22 protein-coding genes and 1 pseudogene are annotated in these 21,955 nt (G+C 72.6%); 10 read left to right on the forward strand and 13 right to left on the reverse strand.

Annotated features, from left to right (window positions below):
* Nucleotides 1-222 precede the first annotated feature (222 nt).
* Nucleotides 223-1,197 (forward strand): hypothetical protein, encoded by a 975-nt coding sequence (locus tag E0F75_RS28420; RefSeq protein WP_229313804.1) that lies wholly within the window; start codon nt 223-225, stop codon nt 1,195-1,197.
* On the opposite strand, the gene E0F75_RS28425 is transcribed toward E0F75_RS28420, so the two are convergent.
* From E0F75_RS28425 to rsmI, 6 genes are all read right to left on the reverse strand, one after another.
* Complete coding sequence (locus E0F75_RS28425; RefSeq protein ID WP_229313805.1) at nt 1,194-2,099, reverse strand: 4-(cytidine 5'-diphospho)-2-C-methyl-D-erythritol kinase; 906 nt, start codon at nt 2,097-2,099, stop codon at nt 1,194-1,196. The genes E0F75_RS28420 and E0F75_RS28425 overlap by 4 nt on opposite strands.
* Nucleotides 2,096-2,968, reverse strand: a complete 873-nt coding sequence (gene rsmA / locus E0F75_RS28430; RefSeq protein ID WP_229313806.1) for a 16S rRNA (adenine(1518)-N(6)/adenine(1519)-N(6))-dimethyltransferase RsmA — start codon at nt 2,966-2,968, stop codon at nt 2,096-2,098. Before rsmA ends, E0F75_RS28425 begins: the two co-directional genes overlap by 4 nt.
* 40 nt (nt 2,969-3,008) lie before the next feature.
* Nucleotides 3,009-4,289, reverse strand: coding sequence for a resuscitation-promoting factor (locus E0F75_RS28435; RefSeq protein ID WP_229313807.1), 1,281 nt, complete (start codon nt 4,287-4,289; stop codon nt 3,009-3,011).
* A gap of 71 nt (nt 4,290-4,360) precedes the next feature.
* Nucleotides 4,361-5,230 carry a TatD family hydrolase gene (locus tag E0F75_RS28440; protein ID WP_229313808.1) on the reverse strand — a complete coding sequence of 290 codons (870 nt, stop codon included), beginning with the start codon at nt 5,228-5,230 and terminating at the stop codon, nt 4,361-4,363.
* A gap of 146 nt (nt 5,231-5,376) precedes the next feature.
* The gene (locus E0F75_RS28445) at nt 5,377-5,796 is read right to left on the reverse strand and encodes a hypothetical protein (protein WP_229313809.1); all 420 of its coding nucleotides are present in this window, start codon (nt 5,794-5,796) and stop codon (nt 5,377-5,379) included.
* Nucleotides 5,797-5,935: 139 nt separating this feature from the next.
* Nucleotides 5,936-6,823: a 16S rRNA (cytidine(1402)-2'-O)-methyltransferase gene (gene rsmI / locus E0F75_RS28450; RefSeq protein ID WP_189833481.1), complete on the reverse strand. Its 888-nt coding sequence runs from the start codon at nt 6,821-6,823 to the stop codon at nt 5,936-5,938.
* A gap of 52 nt (nt 6,824-6,875) precedes the next feature.
* On the opposite strand from rsmI, the gene E0F75_RS28455 reads away from it, so the two are divergent.
* The 5 genes from E0F75_RS28455 to E0F75_RS28475 all read left to right on the forward strand — a co-directional run bounded on the left by E0F75_RS28455 (nt 6,876) and on the right by E0F75_RS28475 (nt 12,902).
* Nucleotides 6,876-8,630 (forward strand): dolichyl-phosphate-mannose--protein mannosyltransferase, encoded by a 1,755-nt coding sequence (locus E0F75_RS28455; protein WP_229313810.1) that lies wholly within the window; start codon nt 6,876-6,878, stop codon nt 8,628-8,630.
* A gap of 204 nt (nt 8,631-8,834) precedes the next feature.
* A complete protein-coding gene (locus E0F75_RS28460; protein ID WP_229313811.1) occupies nt 8,835-9,758 on the forward strand; it encodes a serine hydrolase in 924 nt (307 codons plus the stop codon).
* Between the two features lie 98 nt (nt 9,759-9,856).
* Entirely contained in the window at nt 9,857-11,503 is a 1,647-nt protein-coding gene (locus tag E0F75_RS28465; protein WP_229313812.1) for a penicillin-binding transpeptidase domain-containing protein, read from the forward strand.
* A 56-nt stretch (nt 11,504-11,559) separates the two neighbouring features.
* Nucleotides 11,560-12,054, forward strand: coding sequence for a YbaK/EbsC family protein (locus tag E0F75_RS28470; protein ID WP_229313813.1), 495 nt, complete (start codon nt 11,560-11,562; stop codon nt 12,052-12,054).
* The gene (locus E0F75_RS28475; RefSeq protein WP_229313814.1) at nt 12,051-12,902 is read left to right on the forward strand and encodes a DMT family transporter; all 852 of its coding nucleotides are present in this window, start codon (nt 12,051-12,053) and stop codon (nt 12,900-12,902) included. Before E0F75_RS28470 ends, E0F75_RS28475 begins: the two co-directional genes overlap by 4 nt.
* A 32-nt stretch (nt 12,903-12,934) precedes the next feature.
* On the opposite strand, the gene E0F75_RS28480 is transcribed toward E0F75_RS28475, so the two are convergent.
* Nucleotides 12,935-13,216, reverse strand: a complete 282-nt coding sequence (locus tag E0F75_RS28480) for a hypothetical protein (RefSeq protein ID WP_229313815.1) — start codon at nt 13,214-13,216, stop codon at nt 12,935-12,937.
* Nucleotides 13,217-13,594: 378 nt separating this feature from the next.
* Between E0F75_RS28480 and E0F75_RS28485 the strand changes: the two genes are divergently transcribed.
* Entirely contained in the window at nt 13,595-14,452 is an 858-nt protein-coding gene (locus E0F75_RS28485; RefSeq protein ID WP_229313816.1) for a helix-turn-helix transcriptional regulator, read from the forward strand.
* A gap of 12 nt (nt 14,453-14,464) precedes the next feature.
* Complete coding sequence (locus E0F75_RS28490; protein ID WP_308189616.1) at nt 14,465-14,674, forward strand: DUF397 domain-containing protein; 210 nt, start codon at nt 14,465-14,467, stop codon at nt 14,672-14,674.
* A gap of 168 nt (nt 14,675-14,842) precedes the next feature.
* On the opposite strand, the pseudogene E0F75_RS28495 reads toward E0F75_RS28490, so the two are convergent.
* Nucleotides 14,843-15,623: pseudogene (locus E0F75_RS28495) on the reverse strand (SDR family NAD(P)-dependent oxidoreductase).
* A gap of 195 nt (nt 15,624-15,818) precedes the next feature.
* Between E0F75_RS28495 and E0F75_RS28500 the strand changes: the two are divergent.
* Nucleotides 15,819-16,556: a 2OG-Fe dioxygenase family protein gene (locus E0F75_RS28500; protein WP_229313817.1), complete on the forward strand. Its 738-nt coding sequence runs from the start codon at nt 15,819-15,821 to the stop codon at nt 16,554-16,556.
* A gap of 103 nt (nt 16,557-16,659) precedes the next feature.
* Entirely contained in the window at nt 16,660-17,277 is a 618-nt protein-coding gene (locus E0F75_RS28505) for a LysE family translocator (RefSeq protein WP_229313818.1), read from the forward strand.
* Between the two features lie 67 nt (nt 17,278-17,344).
* On the opposite strand, the gene E0F75_RS28510 is transcribed toward E0F75_RS28505, so the two are convergent.
* From E0F75_RS28510 to cbiQ, 5 genes are all read right to left on the reverse strand, one after another.
* Entirely contained in the window at nt 17,345-17,872 is a 528-nt protein-coding gene (locus E0F75_RS28510; RefSeq protein WP_229313819.1) for a YbaK/EbsC family protein, read from the reverse strand.
* 26 nt (nt 17,873-17,898) lie between these two features.
* The gene (locus tag E0F75_RS28515) at nt 17,899-18,987 is read right to left on the reverse strand and encodes a helix-turn-helix domain-containing protein (protein ID WP_229313820.1); all 1,089 of its coding nucleotides are present in this window, start codon (nt 18,985-18,987) and stop codon (nt 17,899-17,901) included.
* Between the two features lie 173 nt (nt 18,988-19,160).
* Complete coding sequence (locus tag E0F75_RS28520; protein WP_229313821.1) at nt 19,161-20,366, reverse strand: serine hydrolase domain-containing protein; 1,206 nt, start codon at nt 20,364-20,366, stop codon at nt 19,161-19,163.
* A 56-nt stretch (nt 20,367-20,422) separates the two neighbouring features.
* Nucleotides 20,423-21,205 carry an energy-coupling factor ABC transporter ATP-binding protein gene (locus E0F75_RS28525; RefSeq protein WP_374115444.1) on the reverse strand — a complete coding sequence of 261 codons (783 nt, stop codon included), beginning with the start codon at nt 21,203-21,205 and terminating at the stop codon, nt 20,423-20,425.
* Nucleotides 21,193-21,954 (reverse strand): cobalt ECF transporter T component CbiQ, encoded by a 762-nt coding sequence (cbiQ, locus tag E0F75_RS28530; protein WP_229313823.1) that lies wholly within the window; start codon nt 21,952-21,954, stop codon nt 21,193-21,195. The genes E0F75_RS28525 and cbiQ overlap by 13 nt, the downstream gene beginning before the upstream one ends.
* Nucleotide 21,955 lies beyond the last annotated feature (1 nt).

Here is a 21,955-nt window from a genome sequence, read left to right on the forward strand (position 1 = left end):
CGGGCCTCCCGGCCCCCGGGCGCGGCGCCGACCGACCCGCGTCCCGAACGCGGGCGCGGTGCCCGGCCGACCCGCCTCCCGGACCCCCGGCGCAGTGCCAACCGGCCCCATGCCGTCGGCCACGTGGGCGACCCCTCGGCCACGGCTGCCGGACCCCACGGCTGACGAACCGTCATGTTCTCCTCGGGCCACCGCCCCCAAGCCGCCTCGAAGGAGACCCCCATGACGAGAAACCCACGCCTCGCCGCCGTCGCCACCGCCACCGCCGCCCTCGCCGTGCTCGCGGCGGGCCCCGCGTCCGCCGGCGATCCGACCGTGTCCGATCCCCGCGTCGTCGCCCACTTCGACTTCGCCGCCGGGCAGAACGCGGAGAACATCGCCCTCGAACCCGACGGCTCCGCCGACATCACCTTCGCCTTCGCCCATCAGGTCGCCCGCGTCACCAAGGAGGGCGACACCACGATCCTCGCCACCCTGCCCGAGGTGCCCGACGCGCAGACGCCCGTCGGCGGGGCCGTCGCGCTGGGCATCGCCCGTGCTCACGACGGCACCCTGTACGTCACCTACGTCACCGGCACGGAGGAGACCGGCGTCTGGCGCATCGCGCCCGGCGGTGGCGAGCCGGAGCAGATCGGGTTCTTCCCCGCGGACGCCTTCCCCAACGGGCTCGCCCTCGACGAGAAGTGCGGCACCCTCTACACCGCCGACTCGCAGCTCGGCACGGTGTGGAGCCTCCCGGTGACCGGCGGCACGCCCACGGCCTGGGCCACCGGGGCCGCGCTCGAACCCACCGCGCAGATCCCCTTCGGCGCCAACGGCCTCAAGGTCCACCACGATGCCGTCTGGGTGTCCAACACCGGCCGCGCGACCCTGCTGCGCATCCCGATCGGTCCCGGCCCCGACCACCCGGCCGGCCCGGTCGAGACCCGCGCGACCGGGCTCACGTCCATCGACGACTTCGCCTTCACCGGACACGGCGACACGGTCCTCGCCGCGCTGAACCAGGACAACAAGCTGGAGCTCGTACGCCCCGACGGCACCCACAAGACCGTGCTCACCCGCACGGACGGCCTCGACAACCCGACCTCCGTGGCGGTGCGCGCCAAGACCGTCTACGTGAACAGCGCGGCCTTCTTCAACACGCTGAACCCGGACCCGAACCTGCTCCTGGCCCGGATCTCCAAGAACAAGCTCTAGAGAACCGTGGCGCCCGGCGCCGGCGAGGTCGCCACCCGCGCCGTGCGGCAGGTGCCCGAGGCGATCAGGGCGGCGGCGACCGTCTCCGCGGACTCCGCGTCCTTCACCAGGAACGCGGTCGTCGGGCCCGAGCCCGAGACCAGGGCCGCCAGCGCGCCCGCCTCCGTACCCGCCGTCAGCGTCTCGGCGAGCGACGGGCGCAGGGAGAGCGCCGCCGCCTGGAGGTCGTTGGCGAGGGCGGCCGCGAGCGCGGTCGTGTCGCCGGTGCGCAGGGCGTCCAGGAGGGCCGGGGAGGCGGCCGGCTCGGGGACCTCGGCGCCCTCGGTGAGCCGGTCGAACTCGCCGAACACCACCGGGGTCGAAAGCCCGCCGTCGGCGACGGCGAACACCCAGTGGAAGCCACCGCCGACCGGCAGCTCCGTCAGCTTCTCGCCGCGCCCGGTACCGAGCGCCGCCCCGCCGACCAGGCTGAACGGCACGTCGCTGCCGAGCTCGGCGCAGATCTCCAGGAGTTCCTCGCGGGAGGAGTCCAGGCCCCACAGCGCGTCGCAGGCGAGCAGGGCGCCCGCGCCGTCCGCGCTGCCGCCGGCCATGCCGCCGGCGACCGGGATGTCCTTGGCGATGTGCAGGTGCACGTCGGGGGCGATGCCGTGCCGGGCGGCGAGCAGCTCTGCGGCGCGCGCGGCCAGGTTGGTGCGGTCCAGCGGCACCTTGTCGGCGTCCCGGCCCTCGCAGCTGACCGTCAGCCCGTCGGCCGGGGTCGCGGTGACCTCGTCGTGGAGGGAGACCGCGAGGAAGACGTTGGCCAGGTCGTGGAAGCCGTCGGGGCGGGCAGCGCCCACCGCGAGCTGGACATTGACCTTGGCGGGGACGCGGACGGTGACGCTTCTCTTCGCGGTCATGCCTTCGCCTCCGCGATCCGGGCGAACTCCTCCACCGTCAGTCCCTCGCCGCGCGCCTGCGGCGAGATCCCGGCCTTCACCAGGGCCTCCTCCGCCGCCGCGGGCGAACCCGCCCACGTCGCGAGGGCCGCGCGCAGGGTCTTGCGGCGCTGGGCGAAGGCCGCGTCGACGACCGCGAAGACCTCCTGCCGGGTGGCGGTGGTCGCCAGCGGCTCGGTGCGGCGGACGAGGGAGACGAGACCGGAGTCGACGTTCGGCGCGGGCCAGAAGACGTTGCGGCCGATGGACCCGGCGCGCTTGACCTCGGCGTACCAGTTGGCCTTGACCGACGGCACGCCGTACACCTTGTTGCCCGGGTTGGCGGCGAGCCGGTCGGCGACCTCGGCCTGGACCATGACGAGGGTCCGCTCGATGCTCGGGAACCGCTCCAGCATGTGGAGCAGGACGGGCACGGCGACGTTGTACGGCAGGTTCGCGACGAGCGCGGTGGGCGCCGGGCCCGGCAGCTCCTGGACCTGCATCGCGTCGGAGTGCACGAGCGCGAAGCGGTCGGCGCGGGCGGGCATGCGGGCGGCGATCGTGGCGGGCAGCGCGGCGGCGAGCACGTCGTCGATCTCGACGGCCGTCACCCGGTCCGCGGCCTCCAGCAGGGCCAGGGTGAGGGAGCCGAGTCCGGGCCCCACCTCCACGACCACGTCGTCGGGCCGTACCCCGGCCGTGCGGACGATCCGCCGGACGGTGTTGGCGTCGATGACGAAGTTCTGGCCCTTCTGCTTCGTGGGGCGTACGCCGAGGGCGGCCGCCAGTTCACGGATGTCGGCGGGGCCGAGGAGGGCGTCGGGGCTTTCGGGGCCGGTGGTGGTGCTCACCGGTACAGCCTACGGGGCACCCGTGGGGCCCTCCTACGACTCACCCCTGCAACCGCCGTCCGCAGTGGGGCCACGGACTCGCCCCCCGCTGCACGTACAGCTTCTTCGCGCGGAAGGTCTGCTCCGCGGCGGGCGCGTTCTGGGCGACTCCGCTGCCGCCGAGGGAGCGCCAGGTGCCGGGGTCGAACTGGTAGAGCCCGCCGTACGTCCCCGAGGGGTCGACGGCGTTCGGGCGGCCGCCGGACTCGCAGGCGGCGAGCGCGCCCCAGTCGAGGCCGTCGGCGCCCGCGACGGAGGTCGGCATGGGCCTGGTGCCGACCCGGACCCGCCGGCTGACGGGGTCGCGGACGATCTCCTCGCCGATCCGGCGGGGCCTCTGCTTGACGCCGTTGACCGTCCGCAGGCTGTAGGTGACACGGCGGACGCCGGCCGCGCCCTGCCGGTCGACGACCTCGGTGCCGACGAAGAGCTCGGGGTCGCGGGCCCGCTCGACGGCGTACGGCACGGCCTCCTCGCGCGTCACCTTCGAGCCGGTGATCCGCAGCACGGTGACCGTCTGGCCGTCGCGCGGGAAGGACTCGGGGACGACGGAGGTGGCGTCCTGCGCGGAGAGGGTGATCCCGGCCTCGGCGAGGGCCTCGCGGACGGTGGCGGCGTTCGTCCGGATGGTCCGCTCGCGCCCGTCGGCGAGGAAGGTGACCGTCCGCTCGGTCCGTACGTCGAGGGCGAGCCCGTCGCGGGAGATGGGGGCGCCGCGGGAGACCGAGAGGTACGCGCCCTCCGCGCGGACCCCGAGCTGGCGCAGCGCGCCCTCGACGGTCCTGGCGGTCGTCCAGACCTGGCGGCGCTGCCCGTCGAGGGTGAGGGCGACGGGGCGGCCGTACCGGACGACGATCGCGTCGCCGCTGGCCAGGGCCTCGGCGGGGGCGGGCGCGACGATGTCGTGGGCGCCGACGGCCAGGCCCTCGTCGGCGAGCAGCTCCTCGACGTCGTCGGCGAAGGTGTGGAGGGTGCGCGGGACGCCGTCGACGGAGAGCCGGACGGCCTTGTCGTCGGCGACGAAGGCGCTGGTGCCGCCGGCGAGGAAGGCGACGACGAGCGCCTGCGGGACGAGTCGCCGCAGCCCCTCCCCGGCGGGGCCCGAGGCCTTGCGGCGGCGGGCGGCCCGCCGGGACCCGGCGCGGGAGCCCTGCCCGGGGACGAGGCCCGGCACGGCGCCCGGGGCGGGGACGACGAGCGGCGCGGCCTGGGTCGGCTGATCGTGCACGGGCAGGGGCGCGCCCCGCCGTCCGGCGCGGTGACTGCCCTGGGAAGTGCTCACGAGGCCGGGACCCTACCCGGGCGCCCCTCACGCGGTGCTTCGATCCGGCTACGACACGTAACCGTTATGGATCAGTAATCGAAGGCGCGGGCCGTGTTCACCGCGATCGCCTCGGCCATCTCGTTCTCGTCGATGCCGCGCACCTCCGCCATGGCCCGCAGGGTGACCGGGATCAGGTAGGGGGCGTTCGGGCGGCCGCGGTAGGGCGCCGGGGTGAGGAAGGGGGCGTCGGTCTCGACGAGGACGAGTTCCAGCGGGGCGACGGCGAGCGCGTCGCGCAGGTGCTGGGCGTTCTTGAAGGTGACGTTGCCGGCGAAGGACATGTAGTAGCCCTTGGCGGCGCAGATCTCGGCCATGGCGGCGTCGCCGGAGTAGCAGTGGAAGACGGTCCGCTCGGGGGCGCCCTCCTCGTCCAGGACGCGCAGCACGTCGGCGTGGGCCTCGCGGTCGTGGATGACGAGCGCCTTGCCGTGCCGCTTGGCGATCTCGATGTGGGCGCGGAAGGAACGCTCCTGCGCGGCGATGCCCTCGGGGCCCGTACGGAAGAAGTCGAGGCCGGTCTCGCCGACGCCGCGGACGTACGGGAGGGCGGCGAGCCGGTCGATCTCGGAGAGCGCGTCGTCGAGGGCGGAGTCGCCGCCCCCCTCGCGGGCCCCCTGCCGGGACCAGCCGTCGGGGTCTCCCAGGACGATCCGCGGGGCTTCGTTGGGGTGCAGGGCGACGGCCGCGTGCACGTGCTCGTGGGCGGCGGCGGTCTCCGCGGCCCACTGGGAGCCCTTCACGTCGCAGCCGACCTGCACGACCGTGGTCACCCCGACGGCGGCGGCCTTGACCAGCGCCTCCTCGACGGTCCCGGACTGGAGGTCCAGGTGGGTGTGCGAGTCCGCGACCTCCACGAGGAGGGGTTCGGGCAGCGGCGGCGGGGCGTCCTTGGCACTCATGACCCCGATCGTACGAGGGTCATGAGTGCCGGCGCGCGCGGATATGCCGGGCCCGGGGCGGCACGGATATGCCGGGCCCGGGGCGGCACGGATATGCCGGGCCCGGGGCGGCCCGGCCGCCGGCCCGGGGCGGAGCCGCTCCGGAGCTACTGGTGACGCCGGAAGGGGTGCAGCAGGTCGGACAGGTGCCAGTGGTGCGGCACCGGGGGCTGTTCGGAGTCGTCCTCGGTCAGCTCCTGGCCGATGGGTCCGGCCGGCGAGACGGGCTTGGTCTCCTTCGATCCCCGCCGGTGCTTCTCCGTCGCGGCGATCAGGTCCAGCACCGACGACACCTGCCCCGCGCGCATGATCCGGACGACGTGACCGCCGCAGTTCATGCAGGTGGGGCTGGACAGCGGGGACGGAACCCGCTCCCCGTCAGCCTTGTAGACGACGAAATTGTGGCCTGCGGCGTCGATGTGGTGCTCGATCTCGTACGCCTGCTCCCAGCCGTATCCACAGCGCATGCAGGCAAAGGCGTACGCCTCATGGGCGACGGATATGCCGGTGCCGGTGATCTCGGACATTCCAGCTCCTCTCCACTGATCCAGTGGACGCCTTTTCGGGCCGGAGCGCATCAGCGCGGGTCGAACCATGGAAGGCATTTGGCACTTCCCTTGCCAAGAGCCCTGTCCTGGGTCCCCGCGCCGGGTTCGGCTTTGCCTTTCAGGTTAGTCCTTTACCGTTTCCGGGGCCCGGTCCAGCCGCATTCTTTGCCGCCACGACGGCATCGAACACCTCGCGCTTGGGAAGCCCCGCGTCGGCGGCGACCGCGGCGATCGCCTCCTTGCGCCGCTCGCCCGCCTCCTCGCGCACCCGCACCCTGCGCACCAGCTCCTCGGCGTCGAGTTCGGCCGGTCCCGTCTCGGGGGCGCCCTCGACGACGACGGTGATCTCGCCCCGTACGCCCTCCGCCGCCCAGGCCGCGAGCTCGGCCAGCGGGCCGCGCTTGACCTCCTCGTACGTCTTGGTCAGCTCGCGGCAGACGGCGGCACGGCGCTCGGCGCCGAAGACCTCGGCCATCGCGGCGAGGGTGTCGTCGAGCCGGTGCGGGGCCTCGAAGTAGACGAGGGTGCGGCGCTCGTCGGCGACCTCACGGAGCCGGCCGAGGCGCTCGCCCGCCTTCCTGGGCAGGAAGCCCTCGAAGCAGAAGCGGTCCACGGGCAGGCCCGAGAGGGCGAGCGCGGTGAGGACGGCGGACGGACCGGGGACGGCCGTCACCTTGATGTCCTGCTCGACGGCGGCGGCGACGAGCCGGTAGCCGGGGTCCGACACGGACGGCATGCCCGCGTCGGTGACGAGCAGCACGCGCGCGCCGCCGACCAGGGCCTCGACCAGCTCCGGCGTACGGGCGGACTCGTTCCCCTCGAAGTAGGAGACGACACGGCCCGTCGTGTGGATGCCCAGGGCACGGGTCAGTCCGCGCAGCCTCCGGGTGTCCTCGGCGGCCACGATGTCCGCGTTCTCCAGTTCGGTGGCGAGTCGGGGCGGAGCGTCCGCGATGTCGCCGATGGGGGTCCCTGCGAGTACCAGCGTTCCTGTCACACGGCCCATCCTCCCAGCCCGGAGAGGCGACGCGCACAGGCGCGTTCCCTACGATGGCGCGGTGACCAGTACCGCACCCGAGGCCCTGGAAGGCCAGCACCCCATGGCAGAGCCCGTGGCAGAGCCCTCTTCGTGGCACCAGCGGCTTCGGCGTTTCGGCTATGTGCCGCCCGCCGGAAGCGCCGCCCCCATCGGGCTGCGGGAGCGGCTCGTCCCCTCGTACGTCCGCCCGTCCCCGCGCGTGATGTCGCTGCTCGGCATCGGCCCCGACCGGTCCGAGCGGCTGTGGCGGCTGATGGCCTGGGGCGGTCCGCTCCTGGTCACAGCGGTCGCGGGGCTGCTGAGGTTCTGGAACCTGGGCAAGCCGAACGCGGTGATATTCGACGAGACGTACTACGCCAAGGACTCCTGGGCCCTGATCAACCAGGGGTACGAGGGGTCGTGGCCGAAGGACATCGACAAGACGGTCCTCAGCGACCCCGGCGCGGTCCTCGTGCCGACCGACCCCGGCTATGTCGTCCATCCCCCGATGGGCAAGTGGGTCATCGGCGTCGGCGAGAAGCTGATCGGCTTCGAGCCGTTCGGCTGGCGCTTCATGGTGGCGCTGCTCGGCACGCTGTCGGTGCTGATGCTGTGCCGGATCGGCCGGCGTCTCTTCCGCTCCACGTTCCTGGGCTGTCTGGCGGGTCTGCTGCTCGCCGTCGACGGACTGCACTTCGTGATGAGCCGTACGGCGCTCCTCGACCAGGTGCTGATGTTCTTCGTCCTGGCGGCCTTCGGCTGTCTGGTCCTGGACCGCGACCGGGCCCGGAAGCGGCTCGCGGGCGCACTCCCGGAGGACGAGGAGGGCGTGCTGCGGCCGGACGCGGAGATCGCGGAGACGCTGCGCCTGGGGTGGCGGCCGTGGCGGATCACGGCCGGTGTGATGCTGGGCCTCGCGGCGGCGACCAAGTGGAACGGCCTGTACGTCATGGTGGGCTTCGGCCTGATGACGGTGCTGTGGGACGTCGGCGGGCGCCGGACGGCCGGCGCGGTCCGCCCGTACCTCGCGGTGATCAGGAAGGACCTTGTCCCGGCGTTCGTGTCCGTCGTCCCGGTCGCGATCGCCACGTACCTGGTGACGTGGACCGGCTGGATCGTCAGCGACAAGGGCTACTTCCGGAACTGGGCCGCCGACCAGGACAAGCTGGACGGCGGCGGGACCTGGGGCTGGCTGCCGCAGTGGCTGCGCAGCCTCTGGCACTACGAGTCCGAGGTCTACAGCTTCCACGTGGGCCTCACCTCGCCCCACACGTACGAGTCGAACCCGTGGTCGTGGATCGTCCTCGGCCGCCCGGTCTCCTACTTCTACGAGTCGCCCGCGCCCGGCACCGGCGGCTGCCCGGCCTCCGCGAAGGAGAAGTGCGCGGCGGAGGTCCTGGCCCTCGGCACCCCGCTCCTGTGGTGGGCCGCCTGCTTCGCGATCCTGTACATCCTGTGGCGCTGGGCCTTCCGCCGCGACTGGCGCGCGGGGGCGATCGCCTGCGGCATCGCGGCCGGCTGGGTCCCCTGGTTCCTCTACCAGGAGCGCACCATCTTCCTCTTCTACGCGGTGGTCTTCGTTCCGTTCCTGTGTCTCGCGGTGGCGATGATGCTGGGCGCGATCGTCGGTCCCGCGGGTTCCTCGGAGAGACGCCGCACCTTCGGCGCGGTGGCGGCGGGCTGCATCGTTCTTCTCATCGTCTGGAATTTCATCTATTTCTGGCCGATCTACACCGGCACTCCGATTCCACTTGACCAATGGCGACACCGGATGTGGCTCGGCACCTGGGTGTAGCAGGGGAATCGCAGCGAGAGGGCGCGACCGGTGGTCGCGCCCTCTCGGGTTGTCGCCAGTGGCTGCCGGCGGCCATCGGCGGCCCGGCTCGGGGCGCGCCCCGTACCCCGGTCCGCCGGATTCGTACAACCATCCGCACGCTCAGGAGTCATGTAAGACGAGTGCGCCGTATGCGTGTTCGTTTCGTTTCCAGGGGGACTCCACATGACTCACCGCATATCTCTGCGTGCCCGCGTGCTTCCGGCCGTGGCCGCCGCCGGAATGCTCGTGTCCGTCGTCGCGGGCGCGGCACCTGCTGCCGCCGCCACCGCGCCGCAGGTCAGCTGCACGTCCGGCAAGGCCGGGCTCGCCGCCAAGCTTCAGCGGGACATCACCGCCGCCCTCGCCACGCGCGCCGGTACCGTCGCCGTCGGCCTGCGCGACCGCACCACGAACACCACCTGCACCCTGCGCGCCACGGTCTCCTACGACTCGGCCAGCGTCGTGAAGGTGACCGTCCTCGCCACGCTCCTCTGGGACGCCAAGAAGACCAACCGGTACCTGACCGCACGCGAGTCCAGCCTCGCCACCGCCATGATCACCAAGTCCGACAACGCGGCCACCACCTCCCTGTGGAACCAGCTCGGCGTCACCAAGGTGAAGGGCTTCCTGGCGGCTGCCGGCATGACGCGGACGGTGCCGGGGTCCGGCGGCTACTGGGGGCTCACCCGGATCAACGTCACCGACGAGCAGCGGCTGCTCTCACTGATCACCGCCAGGAACACCGTCCTGAGTGACAACTCCCGCGCCTACATCCACAAGCTCATGGGGCAGGTCGTCACCTCGCAGAGGTGGGGGACCCCCGCCGGCGCGCCCTCCTCCGTGTCCAAGCACGTCAAGAACGGCTGGCTGCAGCGCGCCACGCGCGGCTGGCGCGTGCACAGCATCGGCACGTTCCAGGGCGGCGGCCACGACTACACCGTCTCCGTGCTCACCGACGGCAACAGCACGATGAGCTACGGCGTGAACACGATCCAGGCCGTGGCCAAGGTGATCCACCGGGATCTGGTCCCGACGGCGCCCGCCGCGTCCCGTTACACGCCGACCACCACGCCCAAGGAGGCGTACGTCGCGGTTCCCCAGGGCTGACGCCCCGGCTCCCGGCGTGAAGGAGAGGCCGGAACGTGCTCGACACACGCATGGGGCGCTGCTTGACTCGTGTGTTCACACGGGGAGGGAGCGCAGCCATGCGCAGTGGAGCCAAGGTCGCAATCGTCGGGGGTGTGTTCGTCGTCGTGGCGGGCGGGGTCGGATACGGGGGCTACAACCTCTGGAACGGCGTCATGGGCGGCGAGACGTCACCGCGGTCCAACTCCGCCGACGCGCCGAGAACCGGGCCCGTCACGGATGAGGAAGTCACCACCGCCGCACGGGACTTCCTCGCCGCCTGGGCCGCGGGGGAGCCGGAGAAGGCAGGGCAGCTGACGAACGACCCGGTCACGGCGGGGTCGGCCGTGGCGGCCTACCACGACGGCGCGGGCATCACGAAGGCCGTGATCACGCCGGGGACGCCGGTCGGGACGACCGTGCCGTTCACGGTGAAGGCCACGCTCACGTACGAGGACGTGTCGAAGCCCTGGTCGTACACCTCCCGGCTGACCGTCGTCCGGGGGCAGACCACCGGCCGGGCGCTGGTGAAGTGGACGCCGTCCGTGCTCCATCCGAAGCTCCTCACCGCCGACGCCACGCTGCGTACGGGCGTCGCGAAGACGGCCCCCGTGAAGGCGGTCGACCGGAACGGTGACGAGCTGACGGCCGCGAAGTATCCCTCGCTGGGACCCGTCCTGGACACCCTGCGCCAGCGGTACGGGGCGAAGGCGGGCGGCGAGAGCGGCATCGAGACCTGGATCGACTCGGGCAGCGCGTCCGTGCCCGACTCCACTCTCCTCGTCCTGTCGAAGGGGAAGCCGGGCACGCTGAAGACCACGATCGACGCGGACGTCCAGGCAGCGGCGGAGAAGGCGGTCAAGGCCTACGGGAGCGCGTCGGTGGCCGCGATCGAGCCGTCGACGGGTGCGATCCGGGCGGTCGCCAACAGCCCGGCCACCGAGTTCAACGTCGCGTTCCAGGGAGCCCAGGCCCCCGGCTCGACGATGAAGATCGTCACTGCGGCGATGATGCTGCAGAACGGCCTGGCGACGCCCGACACCAAGGTCGAGTGTCCTTCCGAAGTCCTGTCGAGGGGCCAGACCTTCGAGAACCTCGACAGGTTCAGCATCACCGACGGCACCCTCACCCAGGCGTTCCGCCGGTCCTGCAACACCGCCTTCATCAAGGCGATCAGCACCCTCAGCGACAAGGGCATCGCGGACACCGCCCTCGGCGACACCGCCCGCGACTCCTTCGGCATCGGTCAGGTCTGGCAGGTGGGCGTGACCGCGGCGGACGGCAGCGTCCCCGAGTCGGCCGGCAGCGATACGCCCGCCTCGTACATCGGCCAGGGCAAGATCACGATGAGCGCCCTGAACGTCGCCTCGCTCTCCGCGACCGTGAAGAACGGCGGATTCCTCCAGCCGTACCTGGTGGCGCGGGACCTCGACGACCGCGAGTTCGCCAAGGCCGAACCGCTCTCCGGCGAGGTCGCCAGGGGGCTGCGCACGATGATGAACGCGGCCGCGACGGCACCGGACGGCACCGCGGTCCGCGCGATGTCCGGGCTCGCCTCCCCGAAGGGCGCGAAGACCGGCTCCGCCGAGGTCGACAACCAGCAAGACTCCAACAGCTGGTTCACCGGCTACTCCGGCGACCTCGCGGCCGCGGCGGTCGTCCAGTCCGGCGGCCACGGCGGCGACGCGGCGGGCCCGGTGGTGGCGAAGGTGCTGCGGGCCGGCTGACCCACCCCTCGGAACCCGGTCGCATGGCCCGTACAACTACCGCTAGCGTGCGGGCCATGACCGCTGACGAGACCACATCCCTCGCCCACCCCCGCTTCGCCGCCGCACTCCGGGAGCTGGGGCTCGACGTCGAGATCCGCCGCTTCCCGGACGAGACCCGCACCGCGCAGCAGGCCGCCGAGGCCATCGGCTGCGAGGTGTCGGAGATCGTGAAGTCGCTGGTCTTCGCGGCCGACGGGGTCCCGGTCCTCGTGCTGATGGACGGCGCCTCGCGGGTGGACGTCGAGCGGGTACGGGTGGAGCTGGGCGCCGGGAAGGTGACCCGGGTGGACGCGACGGTGGTCCGGGAGACGACCGGGTACGCGATCGGGGGCGTCCCGCCGTTCGGGCACCGCACCCGGACCCGGGTCCTCGCCGACCGGGGCCTGCTCGACCACACGCTGGTGTGGGCGGCGGCGGGCAACCCGCACACGGTGTTCGCGCTCGACCCGAAGTCGCTGGTGGCACACGCCGGCGGAACCCTGGTGGACGTCCGCGAGCCCTCGGCGTGACGCCGCTCGTCACCCTGGCCGTCCTGGTCGCCGCCGTCACGCACGCGAGCTGGAACGCGCTGGCGCACCACATCAAGGACCAGCTGCTCTCGTTCACGCTGATATCCGGCGGCGGCGCCCTCATCGGCCTCGTCACGGCCTTCTTCGTGCCGTTGCCGGCGGTGGAGGCGTGGCCGTACCTGGTGGCGTCCGCGCTGCTGCACGTGGGCTACATGGTGCTGCTCATGCGCTCGTTCTCGCTGGGCGACTTCGGCCAGATGTACCCGATCGCGCGCGGTACGGCCCCGCTGGCCGTGACGGCGCTCGCGGCGGTCTTCGTGGACGAGATACCGGACGGATGGCAGCTGCTGGGCGTCGCGGTGGCGTCCGCGGGTCTGACGGGCCTGGCCCTGTGGGGCATCCGGGGAAAGGGGGCGCGCCCCCACTGGCCGGCGCTGCTCGCGGCGGGCGCGACGGGCCTGTCGATCGCCCTGTACACGGTGGTGGACGGTGTGGGCGTCCGCGCCTCGGGCACACCGCTGGGCTACATCGCGTGGCTGATGGTCCTGGAGGGCCTGGCGATCCCGGCGTACGCCCTCTGGACCCGCCGGGCGGCCCTGCTCCCCCAGCTCCGCCCGTACGCGGGGCGGGGTCTGCTGGGCGCGGTGCTGTCGGTGGCCGCGTACAGCCTGGTGCTCTGGGCCCAGACGAAGGCGCCGCTGGCCCCGGTCGCCGCGCTGCGCGAGTCCTCGATCATCGTGGGCGCGGCCATCGGAGCCCTGTTCTTCAAGGAACGCTTCGGCGGCCCGCGGGTCGCGGCGGCGGGCCTGATGGTGGCAGGCATCGGACTGATGCTGCACGCCGGGTGAGACGGGGACGGGCGGGTGACGGGCGGGTGGCGTCAGCCACCGACGCCGACGCCTACGCCCGCGCCGGGGGCCGGGCCGTCCCAGGAGGCGCGGAAGAAGTCGGTACGGATGCGGCGGAAGCCGGTGTGACCGGTGGCCTGGGCGTGGGAGAGGCACCAGACGGCGGGCCCCCGCCCGTCGTCCGCCGCGCCGGAGCCGTCGAGGCAGGTGGTGCACTCGGCCTCGGTGATGGTCCCGCTGCCCGTCCGGTCGGGCCGTAACGCCCAGAGCCGGGGCCGCCGGGCGGTCCGGTGGTACGCCCCCGCCGCGCTCACCTCGACCCGCCTGCGGCCGGCAGGACCGGTCGTGCCCCTGCGCCCGGGCGGCGCCCCGGCGGGGGCGGTAACTGCCGGCGGACCGGGCCGACACGGCGGACGCCAGGGTTGCTCACGTCGACGCTCCTTCGAAGCGGTGGCCACGCCCCGGCCGTTCGCGCGGTCGCGGGGGTCTTGCTGTTTCTCGTACGGACCAGCAAGATCAACTCACCGTTACGGTCGGGGTACGGCACGTGATCGCCATCACAGCATGCCCACGCACGCCGGAGGAATGCAAGGCTTGCGAACTCCCCCTTGGCGTTCCATGAGTTGAGGACCGGAACGGTGACCGCGCACACTCGCGCGGACACCCGCCCGGCAGAGAAGGGACCGCATCACATGCCGGCCAAGCGCCCTCACCCGCCGACCGTCCGACTCCGGCGTCTCGCAGCGGAGTTGAGGAGGCTTCGCGCCGAGGCCGGACTCACGCGCGAGGACGTCACGCGGCGGACCGGGATCAACGAGGCGACGCTCTACCGGATCGAGAGATCGCGGGCCCGACCCCAAAGACGCACCCTGGTCAGCCTGTTGGACACCTACCGGGCCGACGAGGCGCACCGCACCGACCTGTTGGCCCTGCAGAGCGGGGCGAACGACCAGGGCTGGCTGCGGCCGTACCACTCGGAACTGCCCGAGGAGTACACCGCGTACATCGGCTTCGAGGCCGAGGCGCGGACGGTCCGCAACTACGAGTCGCTGTTCGTTCCCGGGCTCGCCCAGACGGAGCAGTACGCCACCGAGGTCGTCCGGGGCGTCCTCCCGGTGGCCAGCCGGAAGGAGGTCGCACAGCGCGTCCAGGCGCGCATGGAGCGCCAGGCCCTCCTCACCGGGGAACGGCCCCTGCAGCTCCGGGCGATCGTGGACGAGGCGGCCCTGCGGCGCGCGGTCGGAGGCCGCGAGGTCATGCGCGGCCAGGCACGGCACCTGCTCGCACTGATGGCGGAGCCGCACGTGACGTTCCAGGTCATCCCCTTCGAGAAGGGCGCACACGCCGGCATGACGGGCAGCTTCGTCCACATGGACTTCCCCCACGCGGACGATCCCGGGCTGGTCTATCTGGACACGCCGGCCGGCGACCTGTTCCTCGAGTCGGAGACGGAGATCCGGCGCTACAAGTCGATGTTCGAGCACCTCCAGGCGGTGGCCCTCGGGCCGGACGACAGCGCGGGGCTGCTGGCCAGGGTCGCGGAAGAGTAGGACCGAGAGAGGGTGTTCGCAGTGCAGCACGACCCGGCCGAGCCGATGTGGCGGAGCAGCAGCTACAGCAGCGGGAACGGTCAGTGCGTGGAGGTCGCGGAGGACCCCCACGGCACCGTCCCCGTCCGTGACGGCAAGGCGGCCCCCGCCGGCCCCCACCTCTCCTTCGGGGGCGGGGCCTGGACGTCCTTCGTGGCCGCGGTCAGGACCGGGCGGCTGTAGCCCGGACGGGAGCGGACGCCGGGCTCGGGGGCCCGTGCCCGGCGTCCGCGCCCGTGCCTGCCCGCGCCTGCCCGCGCCTGCGCCCGTGCCTGCCTGCCTGCCTGCCTGCGCCCGTGCCCGCGCCGTGCCTGCCTGCCTGCCTGCGCCCGTGCCCGCGCCGTGCCGGTCTCACTCCCCCAGAACCTCCGCGAAGTGCGTGTTCACCGCCAGCAGGCCGCCGTCCACGCGCAGGACCGTGCCCGTGATCCAGGACGCGTCCGCCGAGGCCAGGAAGGCGACCGCCGCCGCCACGTCCTCCGGGGTGCCCACCCGCGACAGGGGGTAGACCCGGTCGGCCAGGGTCTTCAGCTCGCGGTCCTTGCCCGACCACGCCGTCGTCGCGATCGTCCCCGGGTTGATCTGGTTCACGCGCACCCCGCGCGCCGCCGCGTCACCCGCGAGCGTCCGGGTCAGCGACGCCAGGCCCGCCTTCGCCGCGCTGTAGGCGTGGTTGCCGAAGTCCGTCTCGGCGTTGACCGAGCCGATGTTCACGATCGCCCCGCGCCCGCCGGCCGCCGCCAGGTGCGGCAGCGCCGCCCGGGAGCAGCGGACCGCGCCCATGAAGGTGACGTCGTGCTGGACGGTGAACACCGCGTCCGGCTCGTCCTCGAAGCGGTCCCGGTCGGGCGCCACCGGGCCGAGCGCGTTGTTGACGAGGACGTCCAGGCGCCCGAAGGTCTCCACCGCGTACGCCGTCGCCTCGTCCACCGACGACTGGTCGCCCACGTCGCAGTGCCGGTGCTCCGCGCCCGGAATCCCCTCCGCCGTCTTCCGCGCCGCCGCCTCGTCCGTCCGTGACCAGGACCCGCGCCCCCTCCGCCGCGAGCCGTCGCGCCGTCGCCGCGCCGATGCCGCGCGCCGCGCCCGTGATCAGTACCGCGTATCCGCCGAAGCGTTCCCTGAGGTCCATGCGCCCGATCTCAGCACCCGGGTCCGGGCCACGCCAGCCCCCCGTAACATCCCGTTCATCAATTACCCCCGCCTCTATGCACGAAGAAAGCGCAGCTACGGCAATTCGGCCAGAGCCGAAAGACTTTGACACACCCCTGGCGCGAATACCACGATCTACTTCGCCGACGACCACGCTTTCATCAGGGGGAAAACCATGTCCACGTATCAGTCCGGTGTCGAGGAAATCGCCGAGTCACTTTCCTCCCGGAGCTACGACCTGATCTCGGGCGAGAAGGTGAAGGACCTTCTCAACCGGCGCTCCGAGACCGCCCTCGACGACCTGGAGCCCTTCCGCGACAGCTGGTCGCGGATGCCGCTCGACAGCTACATGGCGGACGGCGGACGCTACCGCCGTCGTCGGCACGCCACCCTGAGCGCGCCCCGCGCGAGCTCCGACTACCGCATCGAGCCGCACCAGCCGCACTACCAGGGGCTCGACTACAACACCCTCAACGGCGGCGTGGCCCGGCACTACGAGCCGTTCGAGGACCAGATCCTGCGCGGCCGCACCATGGACAGCCTGCTCACCCTCGGCTGCGACATCTTCGGCCGCCTCGCCCCGTACTCGGGCTGGCACATCGAGGCCCACCAGTTCCGTATCGAGGTCGACGGCGAGGAGGTCGGCCTGCCCACGCCGGAGGGCGTGCACCGCGACGGTGTCACGTTCGTCCTGATGGCGATGGTCGGCCGCTCGAACGCCACCGGCGGCGAGAGCACCGTCTTCAACCTGGACAAGCAGCCGGTCGAGAAGTTCTCCCTGACCGACCCGCTCGACGTGGCCCTCGTCAACGACGAGCGCGTCTACCACGGCGTCTCGCCCATCGAGCAGATCGACCCCGCCGCCCCGGCCTCGCGCGACGTGCTGGTCATCACCTACCGTCACAAGCCGTGATGTCAGGGGCGGGTGGGAGGGACGGGGTCCGCGCGGACCCGGACCCTCCCACCCGCTCACCCCTTGAGTGAGTACGTGAGCGAGAAGGCGGGAAGTCGGGAACATGGGTCAGCTCATCGCCGTGGCGGTCATCACCATTCTGGCTGTCATCAGCCCCGGCGCGGATTTCGCGATGACCGTCCGCAACAGTTATCTGTACGGAAGGACCGCCGGCGTTCTCGCGGCCGCCGGAATTGCGCTCGGCGTTCTCGTCCACGTCACTTACACCATGCTGGGCGTCGGACTTCTGGTCTCCAGGACGCCGATGCTTTTCACGGCGATGAAACTCATCGGCGCCGCATATCTGGTGTACATCGGCTACAGGACGTTCGTCACCAAGGCCCAGGTGGACATCGACCTTTCGGAGGACGGCGGCCTTTCGAAGGCCGGCGCGCTGCGCACCGGCTTTCTGACGAACGCGCTCAACCCGAAGACGATGCTGTTCGTGCTGAGCACGTACACCCAGGTCGTCAGCGCCGACACCCCCGTCTTCCAGCAGGTCGGCTACGGACTCTTCATGTCCTTCGCCCACCTGGTCTGGTTCGCCCTCGCCGCGGTCCTCTTCTCCAACCAGGCCCTGCGGTCCCGGCTGCTGCAGCGGCAGACCGTGCTCAACAAGGTCATCGGGGCCGTGCTGGTCGGACTGGGCATGCTGCTGGCACTGACGCCCGCGATGGCCTGATCGACCCGATCAGGCCGATCAGGCCGATCAGGCCGGTCCGCCCGCTCGGCCCGAACCCTCCAGGGGCTCAGTCCGTCGAGACCCGCTCCACGCGCGGCTCCGCGATCGCCTTGTAGTCCTCCGACGACAGGGCGATCGAGCGGTCGAGCCGCGCGGCGTTGAAGTAGAACTCCTGGTGCGTCAACAGGTCGGGGTCCACCAGGAGTTCGAGCCGCTCGTCGAAGGCGAACGGCAGGATCGTGCCGCTCGGCGAACCCGCGAGGTCCTCCGCGATCTCCGGGGACGCGAAGGAGACGTACGTGCCGCCGTACAGCGCCTTCACCGCGTTCAGGTCGATCCGCCGGTCACCGGGGACGACGACCAGCGCGAAGCGCTTCTCCTTCTTGCCGATCTTCACCATGGCGATGATGCACTTGGCCGCCTCGGCGAGCGTGTGCCCCCGCAGCGCGCTGACCGCCTCGGTGCCGCCCTCGGGGGCGTGCTCGATCACCCGGTGGGCGGCTCCGCGCTCGTCCAGCAGGGCGAGCAGCTTCTCGTACGTCCCGTGGTCGGGCGTCGCGTCGGTCACGGCATCGGTCACGGCGTCGGCGGTCATGGGGTTTCTCCTCGGTGCGGCATGTTTCAAGTGGTTTCGTACGACGGCGCGTTGACCCTACGCCGGTTGTCCAGGTGTCTGAGCAGCGCGACACCCGAGGCGTCCAGTTCGTACAGCACCCGTACGCCCGCCCGGCGCCGGCGCACCACGCCCGCGGCCACCAGCGAGGTGAGGTGCTCGGAGACGGTGCTCGGCGCCAGCCCGAGCATCGCCGCCAGGTCCGATGTCGTGGTCGGTGCGACGAGGCCGCGGACCACCCCGGCCCGGCTGCGGCCGAGCAGTATCTCGAGCCGGTCGCCGCGCGCGGGTTCGTCGGCCCCCTCGTCGGCCCGTCCGCCCGCCCGTCCACCCGCCCGCCGCCCCGGCCGGATCTCGCAGGCCAGGACGGCGGCCCCCTCGGCCTGGTACGAGACCGCCGCCACCCCGTTCGGGGCGAAGCCCAGGAGCGACGCCCCCCGGCCGAACACCAGGGGTACGAGGACGATGCGGGAGACGTCGGCCTTCACCGCGATCCTGCCCGGCGGTCCGGCGTGCAGCCGCAGGACGTCGCCGCGCCGCGAGACGGCCCCGTTCAGGGTGCCGAGGAGGCGGTCCGGCCCCTGGGTGGCGAGCACCCGGGCGCGGAGCAGGATGTCGTCGTCCGTGACGGTCCGCAGGGGCGCCTCGTACGGGGCGAGGGCGGCGCGTACGTAGCGCGGCAGGAAGGCGCACAGGTCGGCGATCCGGGCCCCGGGATCCGCGTACAGCGGGCGCACCTCGACGGGGACGCCCTGCGGGAACCACCGGTCCAGTTCCTCGCGCACCCGGGCCGGGGACACCTCACGGAGCAGCGCGATCTCGTCCGCCAGGTCCGGCTGCCGCGTCGAGGACGGGACGGGGAGGAGGAACGACGGCAGGGTTCCGCCGCCGGCCCGGAAGAGGTGGACGAGCCACCCCGGCAGGGTCACGTCGGCCCGCATCAGCGAACGGCGGGTCGCCCGGCCCCAGTTGGTGTACGGCCAGGGCGCGAGCCCCCGGTAGGCCGACAGCAGCCCGATGCTGCCGAACGTCTCCCACAGCCGGCTGTCGGCGATCCGAAGGGCTCCGGCGTGGGTCCCGTGTTCGGACGTCGTCAACGAAATCTCGATCACATGCGCCCCCGTGCGCCTGGTCCACCGAACGGTGGAGCGTGCACACGCTAGCGCCCGAATGATCACCCACCCGTGCCCCGGAAGCGCAGAATGTCAGGTCGCGTCCGGAGGAATGTCAGGTCGGGGAGATCACGAACGCCGGCGCGGCCGGGAGCCGTTCACACCGCGCCGTTCACGACCGATCCGACCGCCCGCACCAGCGCCTGCGCCCGCGGGTCCGCCGTCACCGTCTTGCGCATGCCGTTCGTCACGTACCCGAAGGCGATGCCGGCGTCGGGGTCGGCGAAGCCGAGCGAGCCGCCGCGGCCCGGGTGGCCGTACGACGAGGGGCCGAGGAGCGGGGACGCCGGGCCGTGCAGCATGTGGCCGAGGCCGAAGCGTGTGCCGACCAGCAGCACCTTGTCCGCGCCCGCCGACTCCTCGGTCCGGGCGAGCGTGAGGGTGTCGGGAGTGAAGAGGCGCTCGGCGCCGTCCACGGGGCCGAGGGTGGCCGCGTAGAAGCGGGAGAGGGCACGGGCCGTCGCCACCCCGGCGGAGCCGGGCAGTTCGGCGGCCCGGTAGACGGGGTCGTTCTCGTCGGGCTTGGGGTCGATGACCCCGAAGGCGCGCCGGGTCAGGGAGTTCGGGTCCTGGTACGCCTCGGTGACGGAGCGCTTGGGGCGGAGCTTGAGGGCGCCGCTGCCGGGCGGTTCGATCTCCTCGACGGGGCCGAGGCGGCCGACCCGGTGGGCCTCGGTGCCGGGGAGCCCGATCCACAGGTCGAGGCCGAGGGGGTCGGTGATCTCCTCGGCGACCCAGCGGCCGATGGTGCGGCCGGTGACCCGGTGGACCAGGCCGGAGAGCAGCCAGCTGAAGGTGTGGGCGTGGTAGCCGTGGGCCGTGCCGGGCTCCCAGACGGGGGCCTGGGCGGCTATGGCGCGGGTCGCGGTCTCCAGGTCGACGGCCTCGGCGAGGGTGAGCGGCCGGTCCAGGACGGGGACGCCGGCGCGGTGCGCGAGCAGCTGCCGTACGGTCACGCCGTCCTTGCCCGCCGCCTTGAACTCGGGCCAGTACGCGGCGACCGGGGCGTCCAGGTCGAGCAGCCCGCGCTGGTGCAGGAGCAGGGGTACGGCGGCGGCGACGCCCTTGGTGGCCGAGCGGACGACCTGCGCGGTGTCCTCGGCCCAGGGGGTCTCGCCGTCTCCCGCCCCGCCGTCGGCGTCCTTGGATCCCGCCCACAGATCGACGACCTCGGCCCCGTCGTGGTGGACCGCGAGGGCCGCCCCGCGCTCACCGCGCTGCTCGAAGTTGCGCAGGAACGCGTCCCTGACGGGCTCCCAGCCCGCCGCCACCGTGCCCTGGACGTCCACGTCCCACTCCTCCATCGCCGATCCGACCCCCCATGGTGCAACGCGGAGGAAGGAGGACCGATTCCGGGGTCTCAGGCCACGGAGCTCGGCACGAAGCCGAACGGCAGCTCCAGCCGGTGCCTGGCCATCAGCTCCTCGTCGGCGAGGATGTCGCCGGTCCGCCCGTCGGCGGCGATGACCCCCTCGCTGAGGATCACCGCGCGCGGGCAGAGCTCCAGGGCGTACGGGAGGTCGTGGGTGACCATGAGCACGGTGACGTCGAGCGAGCGGAGGATGTCGGCGAGCTCGCGGCGCGAGGCCGGGTCCAGGTTGGACGACGGCTCGTCGAGGACGAGGATCTCCGGCTCCATGGCGAGGACCGTCGCGACGGCGACCCGGCGGCGCTGCCCGAACGACAGGTGGTGCGGCGGCCGGTCCGCGTACTCCGCCATCCCGACCCGGTCGAGGGCCTTCCGCACGACGGCCTCCAGTGCGGCGCCGCGGAGGCCGGCAGCCGCCGGGCCGAAGGCCACGTCCTCCCGCACGGTCGGCATGAACAGCTGGTCGTCGGGGTCCTGGAAGACGATGCCGACCTTGCGCCGGATCTCGGCGAGGTGCTTCTTGCCGACGGGCAGCCCGGCGACGGTGACGCCGCCCGCACCGCCGGTGAGGATGCCGTTGAGGTGGAGGACGAGGGTGGTCTTGCCGGCGCCGTTGGGGCCGAGGAGGGCGACCCGCTCGCCGCGCCCGACGGTCAGGTCGACGCCGAAGAGGGCCTGGTGGCCGTCGGGGTACGCGTACGCCAGGCCCCGTACGTCGAGCGAGGGGGCGGTCGCCGGGGGGACGGGCGTCGAGGGGGCGGTCATAGGGTCCATCCCAGGAGGCAGATCAGAAGTGCGGTGAGCGGGAGCGCCGCCGCGTACGTCCACTGGGCGCGGGTCGCGGTCACCTCGTCGATGACCGGCATCGTGCCCGTGTAGCCACGGCTGACCATGGCGAGGTGGACCCGCTCCCCGCGCTCGTACGAGCGGATGAAGAGCGCGCCGGCCGACTTGGCGAGGACGCCCCAGTGGCGGACGCCCCGCGCCTCGAAGCCGCGCGAGCGGCGGGCGACGGACATCCGGCGCATCTCGTCGGTGATGACGTCGCCGTACCGGATCATGAACGAGGCGATCTGGACGAGCAGCGGGGGCAGCTTCAGCCGCTGGAGGCCGAGGAGCAGCTCGCGCAGTTCGGTGGTGGAGGCGAGGAGCACGGAGGCGGCGACGCCGAGGGTGCCCTTGGCGAGGACGTTCCAGGCGCCCCACAGGCCGGGGACGCTCAGTGAGACCCCGAGGACGGTGGTCTGCTCGCCGGGCACCACGAAGGGCATGAGCAGCGCGAACGCGACGAACGGCACCTCGATGAGCAGCCGCTTCAGCAGGAAGCCGGCCGGGACGCGGGCCTTCGCCGCCACGACCGCGAGGAGCAGGGCGTAGAGGCCGAAGGCCCAGACGGCCTCGCGGGGCGTCGAGACGACGACCACGACGAAGCCGAGGACCGCGGCCAGCTTGGTGTGCGGGGGCAGCTCGTGGACCGGCGAGTGCGCGTGCCGGTAGAGCTTGTGGGCGTGCCCCGCTCCCATG

The sequence above is a fragment of the Streptomyces sp. CB02980 genome (assembly GCF_014451325.2).
GTDB lineage: Bacteria > Actinomycetota > Actinomycetes > Streptomycetales > Streptomycetaceae > Streptomyces.

Excerpts from the sequence above, each read along its gene's own strand:
- E0F75_RS28420 (WP_229313804.1), top strand. The coding sequence starts at position 223 with ATGACGAGAAACCCACGCCTCGCCGCCGTCGCCACCGCCACCGCCGCC.
- E0F75_RS28425 (WP_229313805.1), bottom strand. The coding sequence starts at position 2,099 with ATGACCGCGAAGAGAAGCGTCACCGTCCGCGTCCCCGCCAAGGTCAAT.
- E0F75_RS28440 (WP_229313808.1), bottom strand. The coding sequence starts at position 5,230 with ATGAGTGCCAAGGACGCCCCGCCGCCGCTGCCCGAACCCCTCCTCGTG.
- E0F75_RS28445 (WP_229313809.1), bottom strand. The coding sequence starts at position 5,796 with ATGTCCGAGATCACCGGCACCGGCATATCCGTCGCCCATGAGGCGTAC.
- rsmI (WP_189833481.1), bottom strand. The coding sequence starts at position 6,823 with ATGGGCCGTGTGACAGGAACGCTGGTACTCGCAGGGACCCCCATCGGC.
- E0F75_RS28460 (WP_229313811.1), top strand. The coding sequence starts at position 8,835 with ATGACTCACCGCATATCTCTGCGTGCCCGCGTGCTTCCGGCCGTGGCC.
- E0F75_RS28465 (WP_229313812.1), top strand. The coding sequence starts at position 9,857 with ATGCGCAGTGGAGCCAAGGTCGCAATCGTCGGGGGTGTGTTCGTCGTC.
- E0F75_RS28470 (WP_229313813.1), top strand. The coding sequence starts at position 11,560 with ATGACCGCTGACGAGACCACATCCCTCGCCCACCCCCGCTTCGCCGCC.
- E0F75_RS28485 (WP_229313816.1), top strand. The coding sequence starts at position 13,595 with ATGCCGGCCAAGCGCCCTCACCCGCCGACCGTCCGACTCCGGCGTCTC.
- E0F75_RS28500 (WP_229313817.1), top strand. The coding sequence starts at position 15,819 with ATGTCCACGTATCAGTCCGGTGTCGAGGAAATCGCCGAGTCACTTTCC.
- E0F75_RS28505 (WP_229313818.1), top strand. The coding sequence starts at position 16,660 with ATGGGTCAGCTCATCGCCGTGGCGGTCATCACCATTCTGGCTGTCATC.
- E0F75_RS28510 (WP_229313819.1), bottom strand. The coding sequence starts at position 17,872 with ATGACCGCCGACGCCGTGACCGATGCCGTGACCGACGCGACGCCCGAC.
- E0F75_RS28520 (WP_229313821.1), bottom strand. The coding sequence starts at position 20,366 with ATGGAGGAGTGGGACGTGGACGTCCAGGGCACGGTGGCGGCGGGCTGG.
- E0F75_RS28525 (WP_374115444.1), bottom strand. The coding sequence starts at position 21,205 with ATGGACCCTATGACCGCCCCCTCGACGCCCGTCCCCCCGGCGACCGCC.
- cbiQ (WP_229313823.1), bottom strand. The coding sequence starts at position 21,954 with ATGGGAGCGGGGCACGCCCACAAGCTCTACCGGCACGCGCACTCGCCG.